Source organism: Enterobacter cloacae complex sp. CARB60, assembly GCF_036487345.1.
Lineage (GTDB): Bacteria > Pseudomonadota > Gammaproteobacteria > Enterobacterales > Enterobacteriaceae > Enterobacter > Enterobacter asburiae_D.
In genome coordinates this window covers 4,391,516-4,406,024 of the sequence record NZ_JAZKLC010000002.1, presented here as the reverse complement: position 1 = coordinate 4,406,024, position 14,509 = coordinate 4,391,516, and the positions used below count along the sequence as shown (strand labels likewise).

Below are 14,509 nucleotides of genomic sequence, written 5' to 3'. Positions count from 1 at the left end.
GTTTTTCAGACTTACTTAGTAATACGACCCTGAGCATCCTTCAGCGCGGCATCGACAGTCTGACGACCGCTTGCAGCGTTGATGACCGCGGTACGCGTGGCGTACCAGAACGCGGCCATCTGTGGGATGTTCGGCATGATTTCGCCTTTCTGGGCGTTATCCATGGTGGCCGCGATACGTGGGTCCTTCGCCAGATGATCCTGGAAGGATTTCAGCGCAACGGCGCCCAGCGGTTTGTCCTTGTTCACTTCATCCAGACCCTGATCGGTCAGCAGGTAGTTTTCCAGGAACTCTTTCGCCAGCTCTTTGTTCGGGCTGGCAGCGTTGATGCCCGCGCTCAGCACGCCAACGAACGGTTTAGACGGCTTGCCTTTGAAGGTTGGCAGCAGCGTCACGCCATAGTTGATTTTGCTCTTGTCGATGTTGGTCCAGGCCCACGGACCGTTGATGGTCATCGCGGTTTCGCCTTTGTTGAACGCCGCTTCCGCGATGGAGTAGTCGGTATCCGCGTTCATGTGTTTGTTCTTGATGAGGTCAACCAGGAAGGTCAGACCCGCTTTCGCGCCCGCGTTGTCCACGCCCACGTCTTTCACGTCATATTTGCCGTTTTCAAACTTGAACGCGTAACCGCCGTCGGCAGCAATCAGCGGCCAGGTGAAGTACGGCTCTTGCAGGTTGAACATCAGGGCGGATTTACCTTTCGCCTTCAGCTCTTTATCCAGTTTCGGGATCTCTTCCCAGGTTTTCGGTGGGTTTGGTACCAGGTCCTTGTTGTAAATCAGAGACAGGGCTTCAACCGCGATAGGGTAAGCGATCAGCTTGCCGTTATAGCGAACGGCGTCCCAGGTGAACGGGAACAGCTTGTCCTGGAAGGCTTTATCTGGCGTCACTTCTGCCAGCAGGCCAGACTGCGCGTAGCCCCCGAAACGGTCATGCGCCCAGAAGATGATGTCCGGGCCGTCGCCGGTTGCTGCAACCTGCGGGAATTTCTCTTCCAGTTTGTCCGGGTGTTCTACGGTAACTTTGATACCGGTGTCTTTCTCGAATTTTTTGCCCACTTCGGCCAGGCCGTTATAGCCCTTGTCGCCGTTAATCCAGATAACCAGTTTGCCTTCTTCAATTTTGGCGAGCGCCGGTGCGGAAATCGTCATTGCTGCGAGGGCGGACAATGCGAAAACGCGTGCGCCAGTCTTGATATTCATAGCTGCCATCCTTTTTGGTGATGTCTCATGGTATGACTTCAGTGGTTCAACGTGTCTCAGTCTCCTTATTTGACATCCTCTTTCCATCCTCCCAACCCCTACGCCCCACCCCCCGTTTGTGTGATCTCTGTTGCATAAATTTAAGTTATGAGTGCTGGCGCACATAAAAACCCACTGAATTTTGCAGGCGGCTTCACGAATTTTGCCTCAGCCCTCCCACAGCGGTCGCAGAGCCTGCTCTCTCATCCTCCCGCCTCCTCCCCCATCAAAAAGGCGGGGGGTGGAGGATTCGGGAAAGTAATGGATACCCCATAGTGAACTTATCTTGAATGTTTCTGTCGGTGACAGGTTGTAACGAAGGGAGAAGGGCATGGCGAGCGTACAGCTGCGTAATGTAACGAAAGCCTGGGGTGACGTTGTGGTGTCGAAAGACATCAATCTGGACATCAACGAAGGCGAATTCGTGGTGTTTGTTGGCCCATCAGGCTGTGGTAAATCTACTCTGCTGCGTATGATTGCCGGTCTTGAAACGATCACCAGCGGTGACCTGCTGATTGGTGATACCCGAATGAACGACATCCCGCCCGCCGAACGTGGCGTAGGCATGGTGTTCCAGTCTTATGCACTCTATCCCCACCTTTCCGTTGCCGAAAACATGTCCTTTGGCCTGAAGCTGGCCGGCGCGAAGAAAGAGGTCATTAACCAGCGCGTGACGCAGGTGGCGGAAGTGTTACAGCTGGCTCATCTGCTGGAGCGTAAACCGAAAGCGCTTTCCGGTGGTCAGCGTCAGCGTGTGGCGATTGGCCGTACGCTGGTGGCCGAACCGCGCGTGTTCCTGCTCGATGAACCTCTCTCAAACCTGGATGCCGCCCTGCGCGTCCAGATGCGTATTGAAATCTCCCGTCTGCACAAGCGTCTTGGCCGCACGATGATTTACGTCACCCACGATCAGGTGGAAGCGATGACCCTCGCCGACAAAATCGTGGTGCTGGATGCCGGCCGCGTGGCGCAGGTGGGTAAACCGCTGGAGCTGTACCACTATCCGGCAGACCGCTTTGTTGCGGGCTTTATTGGCTCGCCAAAGATGAACTTCCTGCCCGTCAAAGTGACCGCGACAGCCATTGAACAGGTACAGGTGGAGCTGCCAAACCGCCAGCAGGTCTGGCTGCCGGTCGACAGCGCCAACGTACAGGTCGGGGCAAACATGTCCCTGGGTATTCGTCCTGAACATTTACTCCCGAGCCACATCGCCGATGTGACCCTGGAAGGTGACGTTCAGGTCGTCGAACAGCTTGGTCACGAAACACAGATTCATATCCAGATCCCCGCCATCCGTCAGAACCTGGTCTACCGCCAGAATGACGTGGTGTTGGTAGAAGAGGGTGCCAAATTCGCTATCGGCTTGCCGCCAGAGCGTTGCCATCTGTTCCGTGAGGATGGCACTGCATGTCGTCGGTTGCACAAAGAGCCAGGCGTTTAAGCAATCCCAAAAGAAGACACGAAACCGACAGGTGAAGTGTTCAAAGAAAAGCAATGATCTCAGGAGATAGAATGATGATTACTCTGCGCAAACAAGTCCCTCTGGCAATCGCCGTTGCGGCAGGCATCCTGTCTGCCCAGGCAGGCGCCGTGGACTTTAAAGGTTATGCTCGTTCCGGCATTGGCTGGACCGGGAGTGGCGGTGAACAGCAATGCTTCCAGGCAACAGGTGCTCAAAGTAAATACCGTCTCGGTAACGAATGTGAAACCTACGCTGAACTGAAACTGGGCCAGGAAGTGTGGAAAGAGGGCGATAAGAGCTTCTACTTCGACACCAACGTCGCGTATTCCGTCTCTCAGCAGAACGACTGGGAATCCACCAGCCCAGCCTTCCGTGAAGCTAACGTGCAGGGTAAAAACCTCATTGAAGCACTGCCAGGTTCTACCATCTGGGCCGGTAAGCGCTTCTATCAGCGTCATGACGTTCACATGATCGACTTCTACTACTGGGATATTTCAGGTCCTGGTGCGGGTATCGAAAACATCGACCTGGGCTTCGGTAAGCTCTCTCTGGCAGCAACCCGTTCTTCTGAAGCGGGCGGCTCAGCGACCTTTGCCGATCGTGACGCGCTGGGTAACCGTATTTATGACAACCTGGTACCGAACGATGTCTTCGACGTCCGTTTAGCACAGATGCAGGTCAACGAAGGCGGTACGCTGGAGTTCGGTGTTGATTATGGCCACACCAATATTCCAGATGACTACTACCTGCAGCCTGGCGCGTCTAAAGACGGCTGGATGTTCACCGCTGAACATACCCAGAGCATGCTGAAGGGCTTTAACAAGTTTGTGCTGCAGTACGCAACTGACTCTATGACCTCCAACGGCAAGGGCCGTCCGGAAGGTGGTAGCATCAACAACAACGGCGACATGTGGCGTGTTCTGGACCACGGTGCGATCTCTCTGGGCGATTCCTGGGATCTGATGTACGTGGGTATGTACCAGGACATCAACCTGGATAACAACAACGGCACCAAATGGTGGACCGTCGGCGTTCGTCCTATGTACAAATGGACGCCAATCATGAGCACCCTGCTGGAAGTGGGCTACGACAACGTCAAGTCTCAGAAAACTGACGACACTAACAGCCAGTACAAAATTACCCTGGCACAGCAATGGCAGGCTGGCGACAGCATCTGGTCCCGTCCGGCTATCCGTGTCTTCGCAACCTACGCGAAATGGGATGAGAAATGGGGCTACGCGAACGGCGACTCCGGTGCAGGCTATGACTCTGGTATTGCGTACAGCGACACGTCCGCAAAAACCTTCAGCCGTGGCGACTCTGATGAGTGGACCTTCGGTGCCCAGATGGAAATCTGGTGGTAATTCGTTAGACCTGACGTAATGACCTAAAAGAGGGGCGAAAGCCCCTCTATCCTTAGGGTGCTGCGCGCTATTGCCTGGCCACCGCAGTGCTCACGCTATCAGAGGTAATAACAATGAAAATGAAGAAAAGTCTCGTCGCGCTGTGCCTCTCTGCGGGGCTGATGGCCTGTGTTCCGGCGGTCTCCTTTGCAGACGTGAATTTCGTACCACAAAATACCAGCGCTGCGCCGGCGATCCCGGCGGCGGCGCTCCAGCAGCTGACATGGACGCCTGTTGATCAATCCAAAACACAGTCGACACAGCTTTCTACGGGCGGCCAGCAGCTGAACGTGCCGGGGATCGCCGGGCCTGTTGCCGCCTACAGCGTGCCGGCCAACATTGGTGAGCTGACCCTGACGCTGACCAGCGAAGTGAACAAGCAAACCAGCGTCTTTGCGCCGAACGTGTTGATTCTGGATCAGAATCTGACGCCATCTGCTTTCTTCCCAAGCGAGTACTTTAGCTATCAGGAGCCTGGCGTCATGAGCGCCGACCGCCTGGAAGGCAAAATGCGCCTGACGCCAGCTTTGGGACAGCAGAAGATTTATGTTCTGGTTTTCACGACTGAAAAAGATCTACAGCAGACCACTAAGCTTATCGATCCGGCAAAAGCCTACGCCAAAGGAACGGGTAACTCTGTTCCGGATATCCCGGATCCTTTAGCGCGCCACGTCACCGACGGCCTGCTCAAGCTGAAAGTCTCAACGAACAATGCGTCCAGCGTGCTGGTCGGCCCGCTGTTTGGCTCCTCCGGTACCGGCCCTGTCACTGTAGGTAACACTGCTGCTCCTGCCTATACCGCGCCAGCTGCTACGGCAGCCGCACCGGTGGCGACCGCAGCGCCTGCCCCGGCGAAGAAAGCTGAGCCGGTTCTGAACGACACCGAAGAGTACTTCAACAACGCCATTAAGCAGGCGGTGAAGCGCGGCGATGTCGATAAAGCGCTGAAACTGCTTGATGAAGCCGAACGCTTAGGTTCAACCACTGCCCGTTCCACCTTTATCAGCAGTGTAAAAGGCAAGGGGTAACCGTTTCCCCACAGTGCTGATTTGTTAGTAGTTTGGTGCGCCTGAGTGGGCGCACTTTTTTTCGTATCCGCCAGGCTGTTGCGCCCATGTTGCGATCGTGATCGTTAAATAACGTTTGGCCCCCCTCAATCCGTGTTTCTGCGATACAATGCCATTACGTTATGTATCGGAGAGTCTGGCATGTCACACCCTGCGCTAACGCAACTGCGTGCGCTGCGCTATTTCGACCAAATACCTGCGCTTGATCCGCAGCAGCTGGACTGGCTGTTGCTGGAAGATTCCATGACGAAACGTTTTGAACAACAGGGTAAAACGGTCACGGTGACCCTGATTCAGGAAGGGTTTGTTTCTGGCGATGAGATCGCCAGCGAGCTGCCGCTGCTGCCGAAAGAGCCACGTTACTGGCTGCGCGAAATTTTACTCTGTGCTGACGGTGAGCCATGGCTTGCCGGGCGGACGGTGGTGCCCGAGTCCACCCTTTCCGGGCCAGAACTGGCGCTGCAGCGTCTGGGGAAAACGCCGCTGGGGCGTTACCTTTTCACCTCGTCTGAGCTTACCCGGGATTTTATTGAGATTGGTCGTGATGCCGAACTCTGGGGGCGTCGTTCCCGCCTTCGCCTGAGCGGTAAACCGTTAATTCTGACGGAGCTTTTTTTACCGGCATCACCGTTGTACTAAGAGGAAGAAAAAATGGAGTGGAGCCTGACGCAGAATAAGCTGCTGGCGTATCACCGCTTAATGCGTACCGATAAACCCATTGGCGCGTTACTGCTGCTGTGGCCGACCCTATGGGCGCTGTGGCTCGCAACGCCGGGCGTGCCGCCGCTGTGGATCCTGGGCGTATTCGTTGCCGGCGTCTGGCTGATGCGCGCGGCGGGCTGCGTGGTGAATGACTATGCCGATCGTAAATTCGACGGCCATGTTAAGCGTACTGCCGGTCGTCCGTTACCCAGCGGGCAGGTCACCGGGAAAGAAGCCCGCGTGCTGTTCATTGTTCTGGTGCTGCTCTCTTTCCTGCTGGTGTTAACCCTCAACACCATGACCATTCTGCTTTCCGTTGCGGCGCTGGCGTTGGCCTGGGTTTATCCGTTTATGAAGCGCTATACCCACCTGCCTCAGGTGGTGCTGGGCGCGGCGTTTGGCTGGTCGATTCCGATGGCGTTTGCGGCGGTTAGTGAGTCCTTACCGCTCAGCTGCTGGCTGATGTTCCTGGCGAACATTCTCTGGGCCGTGGCGTATGACACGCAATACGCGATGGTAGACCGCGACGATGACCTGAAAATTGGCATCAAATCAACCGCCATCCTCTTTGGTCGTCAGGACAAGCTGATTATCGGTATCCTGCAGGTCGCGGTACTGGCGCTGATGGTCGCGATCGGTCGCCTGAACGGTCTGAACTGGGAGTTTTACTGGTCCGTGCTGGTGGCGGGACTGCTGTTTGCGTACCAGCAAAAGCTGATTGCGAAGCGCGAGCGCGACGCCTGTTTTAAAGCGTTTATGAACAACAACTACGTCGGATTGGTACTGTTTTTAGGCCTGGCGATGAGCTACTTCTCCTGAAAAATAGCCCGGTGGCGCTGACGCTTACCGGGCCTACGTGTCGTGACGAATTGTAGGCCGGGTAAGGCGTAGCCGCCACCCGGCTTTTTTACCGGCGGCGCAGCAGCCGAAGCGCGTTCGCCGTCACCAGCACCGTTGCCCCGGTATCCGCCAGCACCGCCAGCCACAACCCGGTCATGCCGAGCAGGGTCGTCACCAGGAAAATCCCTTTCAGACCGAGCGCAATGCCGATGTTTTGACGGATATTGGCCCGCGTCGCCCGCGCCAGGCTAATCATCTGCGCCAGCCCGGTCAGGCGGTTGTGCGTCAATGCCGCGTCGGCCGTTTCCAGCGCCACGTCGGTACCGCTGCCCATCGCTATACCAATGGTGGAGGCTTTCATCGCGGGGGCATCGTTAATCCCGTCACCGACCATCGCCAGCGGCGCGCGAGCGTTCAGCTCCGTTACCGCGCTGACCTTATCCGCAGGCAACAATCCGGCTTTAAACTCCAGCCCCAGCTCACCGGCAATCGCTGCCGCCGCGCGAGGGTTATCACCGGTAAGAATAACGCCCTGCACGCCTAGCTGATGCAGCGCCGCTACGGCTTCTTTTGCGTCATCGCGCAGGGTATCGCGCAGCGCCAGCATCCCTTTCGCGACGCCGTCCTGCATCACGGTCACGACGGTTTGTCCGGTCTGCTCTAGCGCCTCAACCTCTGGATGAGAAGACTTGCCAGCCGCGACAATCAGTACCTTTTTACCGTCAACGGAGGCCTCAATCCCTGACCCGACCAGCGCTCGCTGGGCGGTTGCCGGAGGGATGTTCAGCCCGCGCGCCTGGGCTTCACGCACAATCGCCAGCGCCAGCGGGTGAGTGGAGCCCTGCTCCACGGCGGCGGCCAGCATTAGCAGTTCGTCTTCACTGATGTCCTGCGGATACACGCCGGTCACCTGCGGCTTGCCGACGGTCAGCGTGCCGGTTTTATCGAAGGCGATATGCTGGACCTGGCTCAGCTGTTCCAGCGCCGCGCCGCCCTTAATCAGCGCCCCGCGACGTGCCGCCGCCGCCAGCCCGGAGGTAATCGCCGCCGGGGTGGAAATCACCAGCGCGCACGGGCAGCCAATCAGCAGCAGCGTCAGGCCTTTATAGATCCAGCCCTCCCACGGCGCGCCGAAGAACAGCGGCGGAACGATAGTGACCAGCAGGGCAACCAGCATGATGGCAGGGGTATAAATCCGGCTGAAGCGATCGATAAAGCGTTCGACCGGCGCGCGGCGCTCTTCGGCCTCTTCAATCAGCTTCAGGATACGGTCGATAGCGCTGTCGCCCGGCTCGGAAAGCACGATGAGCTGCACCAGGCGGTCGACGCTGGTGGCACCAGCAGGCACTTTTTCACCTGCGGCACGCTCTACCGGAATGGATTCCCCGGTCAGGGCGCTTTCATCAAAGCTCGCGGTGGCGGTAAGCAGCGCGCCGTCGGCGGGCAGACGCCCCCCGGCGGCCACTTCAATCACGTCGCCCGGGCGCAGCGTATTGATGGCGACCGTTTCACGCGTGCCGTTTATCACGCGAGTGGCGGTTTCCGGCTTCAGCGCCATCAGCGCGCTGACCCCTTTACGCGCACGGCTTGCCGCCCAGCCTTCAAGACGTTCGCCGATTAAGAACAGCAGCAGCACCATCGCCGCTTCTGCCGTCGCGCCAATGAACAGCGCGCCGATTGCCGCCACGCTCATCAGCGTTTCGATGGCAAACCAGCTGCCGCTTTTCATCAGGCGCAGCGCCTGGCGGGCAATCGGGAACAGCCCGACCAGGGTGGTGGCGATAAACGCCAGATTGCCGAACGGATGGTTAATCTGTTCCAGCGCCCAGCTCAGGGCCATCATGATGATGAGGGTAATGAGCGGCAGGTTTTCTTTCAGGGAGGAGGTTTTTTCAACGGGCGCCGTTTCGCTGCGCAGGGTATATCCCGCCTTGCTAACGGCGGCTTCAACCTGCTTGCTGACGTCGTTATCGGCGCTAACCAGCAGCTTTTCGGTGGCGAACAGCACCTGAACGTGGCTCACGCCCGGCACTTGTTTGACGGCGTTTTCCACTTTGCGGGCGCAGGCCGCGCAGTCCATGCCGTTGACGACCCAGCTGAAGCGGTTGCCGCTTTCAGGAAGGGGTTGAGTTGGCGTTTCGCACGCGCCTTCGCAGCAGCAGTCGTCTTTCGACGGAGCCGGCCTGAGCTTAAGTGCCGAGAATTGAGGAACTTTTTTAGGTATTTCTGGAGTCGACATGGCAGTCTCCGGCAATGATAATTTTCTCATTAACCGCAGCATACACTCTGGAGTCGACTCCAGAGTCAAGCGCTATTTTAGATATAAAGCGAACGCACAATCAGGAAATGCCCGGCAAAGTAGCAGGCGGAGGCAATCGCGTTATCCGCCCGGAAGCGGCGGCGATAGTGGCTGCCCAGCCAGACGACATTCCCGATCAGCAGCAGCGCGGCACCGAAGAATGCGGACATTGCCGGAGCGGTCGGACGGAAGAACCACAGCTCGCCCGCCAGCCACACCATCACCAGCGTCATGGCGATAAACGTGCAGACCGGCAAACGCATCTCTTCCAGACGTGACCAAATCACCGCAATCAGCAGTGCGCCAATCACCAGCAGCACCAGCGGCAGCGGCCAGAAGAACGAGAGCGTCATCTGGCTGGCAAAGTAGATGGTATAGAGCAGATGCGACAGGAAGAACGCGCCCACGGCATAGAGCAGACGCTGGCGGGGGAGTAGAGTCAGCGCATCGCCTATCAGGGACGCACACAGCCCGGCGAGCACCAGATAGCTGACGGCGTTAAACATCGGCGCTTGCCAGGCCAGCAGCAGCAGGAGCAACAGCGTGACCGGTTTAAACAACCAGCGCTGCCAGGTGGGACCGCGGTACGACGCATCGACATAAAGCCATGCGGAAAAACAGACAGCGATAAATGACCAAAGCATATTAACTCCCTGTATCTGTTAAGTCTGAATAATCAGTTTCTGATCCAGTGTAGTGACGCGAGCGGGCGTTTGGCAATGCCGGTACAGGCAAGGTATCCTGAATTCCGCATAATCTGATGGGATTTTTCAATGAGCAAGATGCCGCTTTTTTTCATTATCGTGGTGGCGATTATCGTTATTGCCGCCTCGTTCCGTTTCGTGCAGCAGCGCCGCGAGAAGGCGGATAACGATGCCGCGCCGCTGATGCAAAAGCGCGTGGTGGTGACGAACAAGCGTGAGAAGCCGCTCAACGACCGCCGCTCGCGCCAGCAGCAGGTGACGCCTGCGGGAACCAGCATGCGCTATGAAGCGAGCTTTAAGCCGGAAACGGGCGGCCTGGAGATGACCTTCCGCCTGGAGGCGCAGCAGTATCATCAGCTGACGGTGGGGGAGAAAGGGACGTTGAGCTACAAAGGGTCGCGGTTTGAGGGGTTCAGGACGGAATAATGCACGAACAGTCCCCTCTCCCTGTGGGAGAGGGTTAGGGTGAGGGCATCAGGCCGCACCTTACTTCTTCACCTGCGCCTTAAACTTTTTCATCCACACCAGCAGCTCAAACACGCCGAAAATAAACACGCGCAGCTGCTGCCAGCCCGTCATCTGCGGGCCGTCTTTCGGCAGGCCGTTTTTCAGCATCACCATCTGCAGGGCGTGCATGAACGACGTGAAAATCAGCGCCACGTTAACGAAAATGTTCATCGGGCGCGGGAACGGGTGCACCAGATTCAGAATCAAGAACGCCCAGACGCCCAGCATCAGCAAACGTCCCAGGTTAATCAGTACCGGCATCGGATCCTCCTTGTGCCTGACGGTGATACAGACGATAAGCAACCTGACCCGCGACTTTTTCACGGTGCAGATCCCAGTGAGTGGGAACCGGCGGCAAACCGTTTTCCACTTCGCTTTCAACGTAAATTAGCGCGTCATCCGCCAGCCAGCCGTTTTGCTCCAGCAGGGATAACGTCTCCTCCAGCAGCCCCTTGCGGAACGGCGGGTCGACAAACACCACGTTATGCGGCGTGCCTTTCTGCGCTAGAAAACTCAGCGTGTTGGTGTTCACGACTTTGGCGTTGCCCGCCTTCAGCGTCGCCAGATTTTGCTGCAGCGTCTGCGCAACGCCGCGCTCCATCTCCAGCAGCGTGGCGCTGGCGGCATAGCGCGACAGCGCTTCCAGCCCGAGCGCACCGCTTCCGGCGAAGCAGTCCAGGCAGTGGGCGTCTACCATTGACGGGGCCAGCCAGTTAAACAGCGTCTCGCGCACGCGGTCGGTAGTAGGGCGTAAACCGGGGCTATCCGGCACCGGTAATTTCCGGCCTCGCCACTGACCGCCGATAATACGAATTTGACCGGCCGGGGCGCGGTTGGGTTTCTTCATCTCAGGAAAGCTCTGTTAACAATTGGCCTGCGATTGCGGGCGGTGATGTCAATTAAGTAAAGTGTTAGACTATTTCATCATTTTTTTAGCTTCCATGTATATAGCGCCGCGAGGAGTGTAGTCGCAGATGGCAAAACAAAAAAAACGTGGCTTCTTTTCCTGGCTGGGCTTCGGTGAAAAAGAGCAAGAAACAGAACAGAAAACCGAAGAGCAACAAGCCGTTGAAGAGCAGTCACAGCCTGAAACGCCTGTAGAAACCGCCGCGGTTGTCGAAGCGGAAGAAACGGCGCACAGCAAAGAAGAGATTGAATCCTTTGCTGAAGAGGTGGTTGAGGTCACTGAACAGGTTCAGGAGAGCGAGAAGCCAGAACCGGTTGTCGTTGAGGCCGTTGCCGAAGCGCCGCAGGCCGTAATCGAGCGCGAAGAGCTGCCGCTGCCGGAAGAGGTGAAAGCCGAAGAGGTGTCTGCCGAAGAGTGGCAGGCCGAAGCGGAAACCGTTGAAATCGTTGAGGCGGTTGAAGAAGAGGCGGCACTCGAGCCAGAACTGACCGACGAAGAGCTGGAAGCCCAGGCGCTGGCTGCGGAAGCGGCTGAAGAAGCGGTCATCGTCGTGCCGGTGGAAGAAGAACCGGAAGAAGAGATCGTTCAGGAGCAGGAAAAACCGACTAAAGAAGGTTTCTTCGCACGCCTGAAGCGCAGCCTGCTCAAAACCAAAGAAAACTTAGGTTCCGGATTTATCAGTCTGTTCCGCGGCAAGAAGATCGACGACGATCTCTTTGAAGAGCTGGAAGAACAGCTGCTGATTGCGGACGTTGGCGTGGAAACCACCCGTAAGATCATCGCCAACCTGACCGAAGGGGCGAGCCGCAAACAGCTGCGCGACGCCGAGGCGCTGTACGGTCTGCTGAAAGACGAGATGGGCGAAATTCTCGCAAAAGTTGACGAACCGCTTAATATTGAAGGCAAAACGCCATTTGTTATTCTGATGGTTGGCGTGAACGGCGTGGGTAAAACTACCACCATCGGCAAGCTGGCGCGTCAGTTCGAGCAGCAGGGCAAATCGGTGATGCTGGCGGCGGGCGATACCTTCCGTGCGGCAGCGGTTGAGCAGCTGCAGGTTTGGGGCCAGCGCAACAACATTCCGGTGATTGCCCAGCATACCGGCGCGGATTCCGCGTCCGTGATCTTCGACGCCATCCAGGCGGCGAAGGCGCGCAACGTGGACGTGCTGATTGCCGATACCGCAGGGCGTTTGCAGAACAAATCGCACCTGATGGAAGAGTTGAAGAAAATCGTTCGCGTCATGAAGAAGCTGGACGAAGACGCACCGCATGAAATTATGCTGACCATTGATGCCAGCACCGGACAGAACGCCATCAGTCAGGCGAAGCTGTTCAATGAAGCGGTAGGACTGACGGGGATCGCGCTGACCAAGCTGGACGGCACCGCGAAAGGCGGGGTGATCTTCTCCGTGGCCGATCAGTTCGGCATTCCTATCCGTTACATCGGTGTGGGCGAGCGTATTGAGGATTTGCGTCCGTTTAAAGCGGACGACTTTATTGAGGCATTATTTGCCCGAGAGGACTAACAATGATTCGCTTTGAACACGTCAGCAAGGCCTATCTCGGTGGGAGACAAGCGCTGCAGGGGGTGACATTCCACCTGCAGCCGGGCGAGATGGCATTCCTGACCGGCCATTCCGGCGCGGGGAAAAGTACCCTGCTCAAGCTTATCTGTGGGATCGAGCGGCCAAGCGCCGGGAAAATCTTTTTCGGCGGCCATGAGATCAGCCGCCTGAAAAACCGCGAAGTGCCGTTCCTGCGTCGTCAGATCGGCATGATTTTCCAGGATCACCACCTGCTGATGGATCGCACCGTTTTCGATAACGTGGCCATTCCGCTGATTATTGCCGGCGCCAGCTATGACGATATCCGCCGTCGCGTCTCTGCGGCGCTGGATAAGGTCGGGCTGCTGGACAAAGCGAAGAACTTCCCGATCCAGCTGTCCGGCGGTGAGCAGCAGCGCGTGGGCATCGCCCGCGCGGTGGTGAACAAGCCTGCGGTGCTGCTGGCGGATGAACCAACCGGTAACCTGGACGATGCCCTGTCCGAAGGGATTTTGCGTCTGTTTGAGGAATTTAACCGCGTAGGGGTCACCGTATTGATGGCGACGCACGACATTGGGCTCATTTCCCGTCGTTCGTACCGCATGCTGACCCTGAGCGACGGGCATTTGCACGGAGGCCACGGTGAACAAGCGTGATGCAATGAACCAGATTCGGCAGTTCGGGAACCGGTTTGACCGTTTCCGTAAGCCGCAGGGCGGTGGTGACGGCAATCGTAATGCGCCGAAGCGCCAGAAGGCCGCGCCAAAACCGGCCTCCCGTAAAACCAACGTGTTTAACGAGCAGGTGCGCTACGCCTTCCACGGCGCGCTGCAGGACCTGAAAAGCAAACCGCTGGCGACGTTTCTGACGGTGATGGTAATTGCCATCTCCCTGACGCTGCCAAGCGTCTGCTATATGGTCTATAAAAACGTCAACCAGGCGGCTTCACAGTATTATCCGTCCCCGCAGATCACGGTCTATATGGATAAAGCGCTCGACGATAACGCCGCGGCGCAGGTGGTTGGGCAAATCCAGGCCGAGCAGGGCGTGGAGAAGGTCAACTATCTCTCACGTGAAGACGCGCTGGGCGAGTTCCGTAACTGGTCTGGCTTTGGCGGCGCGCTGGATATGCTCGAAGAGAACCCGCTGCCCGCCGTGGCGGTGGTGATCCCGAAGCTGGATTTCCAGGGGACCGATTCGCTTAACACCCTGCGCGATCGCATCACGCGCATTAAGGGCATTGATGAAGTGCGCATGGACGACAGCTGGTTTGCGCGCCTTGCTGCCCTGACCGGACTGGTAGGACGCGTCGCGGCGATGATTGGCGTGCTGATGGTGGCGGCGGTCTTCCTCGTCATTGGTAACAGCGTACGCCTGAGCATCTTTGCCCGTCGCGATACCATCAACGTGCAGAAACTGATTGGTGCGACGGATGGCTTCATCCTCCGACCGTTCCTTTACGGCGGTGCATTACTCGGTTTTTCCGGCGCATTTCTTTCACTGATATTGTCAGAAATTTTGGTGATGCGGCTTTCGTCTGCCGTGACTGAAGTGGCGCAGGTTTTCGGAACGAAGTTTGATATCAGTGGCTTAGGGTTCGATGAGTGCCTGTTACTGCTGCTGGTTTGCTCAATGATTGGGTGGGTGGCAGCCTGGCTGGCAACCGTTCAACATTTACGTCACTTTACTCCCGACTAATAAAAGCGTGATATAATCTTTCCCTGCACCGAGATGTTCGCTCTGCAGGGAAAGCGTCCCTGTCGTCGCTCCCCCTGTTATCATTTCCATGTCACATTTTGTGCGTAATTTATTCACCGTTGCACCTGGAACT

14 protein-coding genes are annotated in these 14,509 nt (G+C 57.2%); 9 read left to right on the top strand and 5 right to left on the bottom strand.

All coding sequences use genetic code 11. From position 1 onward, the window contains the following. Positions 1 to 11: 11 nt before the first annotated feature. Positions 12 to 1,202, bottom strand: coding sequence for a maltose/maltodextrin ABC transporter substrate-binding protein MalE (malE, locus tag V4835_RS22220; RefSeq protein WP_063145318.1), 1,191 nt, complete (start codon positions 1,200 to 1,202; stop codon positions 12 to 14). 370 nt (positions 1,203 to 1,572) lie between these two features. Here malE and malK point away from each other — a divergent pair, with 370 nt between their 5' ends. The 5 genes from malK to ubiA all read left to right on the top strand — a co-directional run bounded on the left by malK (position 1,573) and on the right by ubiA (position 6,694). Then, complete coding sequence (gene malK, locus V4835_RS22215) at positions 1,573 to 2,682, top strand: maltose/maltodextrin ABC transporter ATP-binding protein MalK (protein ID WP_059312961.1); 1,110 nt, start codon at positions 1,573 to 1,575, stop codon at positions 2,680 to 2,682. Positions 2,683 to 2,753: 71 nt separating this feature from the next. Beyond that, a complete protein-coding gene (locus tag V4835_RS22210; RefSeq protein ID WP_331413752.1) occupies positions 2,754 to 4,067 on the top strand; it encodes a maltoporin in 1,314 nt (437 codons plus the stop codon). Between the two features lie 113 nt (positions 4,068 to 4,180). Next, positions 4,181 to 5,134, top strand: a complete 954-nt coding sequence (malM, locus tag V4835_RS22205; RefSeq protein ID WP_331413750.1) for a maltose operon protein MalM — start codon at positions 4,181 to 4,183, stop codon at positions 5,132 to 5,134. Positions 5,135 to 5,314: 180 nt separating this feature from the next. After that, positions 5,315 to 5,812 (top strand): chorismate lyase, encoded by a 498-nt coding sequence (gene ubiC, locus V4835_RS22200; protein WP_063145315.1) that lies wholly within the window; start codon positions 5,315 to 5,317, stop codon positions 5,810 to 5,812. 12 nt (positions 5,813 to 5,824) lie between these two features. Next, entirely contained in the window at positions 5,825 to 6,694 is an 870-nt protein-coding gene (gene ubiA / locus V4835_RS22195) for a 4-hydroxybenzoate octaprenyltransferase (protein ID WP_063145314.1), read from the top strand. A gap of 88 nt (positions 6,695 to 6,782) precedes the next feature. On the opposite strand, the gene zntA is transcribed toward ubiA, so the two are convergent. After that, complete coding sequence (zntA, locus tag V4835_RS22190; RefSeq protein WP_331413749.1) at positions 6,783 to 8,954, bottom strand: Zn(II)/Cd(II)/Pb(II) translocating P-type ATPase ZntA; 2,172 nt, start codon at positions 8,952 to 8,954, stop codon at positions 6,783 to 6,785. Positions 8,955 to 9,031: 77 nt separating this feature from the next. Beyond that, on the bottom strand, positions 9,032 to 9,658 hold the full coding sequence (locus tag V4835_RS22185) for a lysoplasmalogenase (RefSeq protein WP_029741976.1): 627 nt from the start codon (positions 9,656 to 9,658) through the stop codon (positions 9,032 to 9,034). Between the two features lie 129 nt (positions 9,659 to 9,787). On the opposite strand from V4835_RS22185, the gene V4835_RS22180 reads away from it, so the two are divergent. Further along, positions 9,788 to 10,144: a DUF2500 domain-containing protein gene (locus V4835_RS22180; protein ID WP_331413748.1), complete on the top strand. Its 357-nt coding sequence runs from the start codon at positions 9,788 to 9,790 to the stop codon at positions 10,142 to 10,144. 60 nt (positions 10,145 to 10,204) lie between these two features. Here the strand turns inward: V4835_RS22180 and V4835_RS22175 are convergent, their stop codons facing one another. Both V4835_RS22175 and rsmD read right to left on the bottom strand, forming a co-directional pair. Next, entirely contained in the window at positions 10,205 to 10,486 is a 282-nt protein-coding gene (locus V4835_RS22175; RefSeq protein WP_010436509.1) for a DUF1145 family protein, read from the bottom strand. Further along, on the bottom strand, positions 10,470 to 11,072 hold the full coding sequence (gene rsmD, locus V4835_RS22170) for a 16S rRNA (guanine(966)-N(2))-methyltransferase (RefSeq protein WP_063145311.1): 603 nt from the start codon (positions 11,070 to 11,072) through the stop codon (positions 10,470 to 10,472). The genes V4835_RS22175 and rsmD overlap by 17 nt, the downstream gene beginning before the upstream one ends. Before the next feature lie 127 nt (positions 11,073 to 11,199). Here rsmD and ftsY point away from each other — a divergent pair, with 127 nt between their 5' ends. The 3 genes from ftsY to ftsX are packed head-to-tail and all read left to right on the top strand — an operon-like array spanning position 11,200 to position 14,376. Then, a complete protein-coding gene (gene ftsY / locus V4835_RS22165; RefSeq protein ID WP_331413747.1) occupies positions 11,200 to 12,660 on the top strand; it encodes a signal recognition particle-docking protein FtsY in 1,461 nt (486 codons plus the stop codon). Positions 12,661 to 12,662: 2 nt separating this feature from the next. Further along, positions 12,663 to 13,334 carry a cell division ATP-binding protein FtsE gene (ftsE, locus tag V4835_RS22160; RefSeq protein ID WP_023310016.1) on the top strand — a complete coding sequence of 224 codons (672 nt, stop codon included), beginning with the start codon at positions 12,663 to 12,665 and terminating at the stop codon, positions 13,332 to 13,334. Next, entirely contained in the window at positions 13,321 to 14,376 is a 1,056-nt protein-coding gene (gene ftsX / locus V4835_RS22155) for a permease-like cell division protein FtsX (RefSeq protein WP_029741817.1), read from the top strand. The genes ftsE and ftsX overlap by 14 nt, the downstream gene beginning before the upstream one ends. Positions 14,377 to 14,509: the final 133 nt, after the last annotated feature.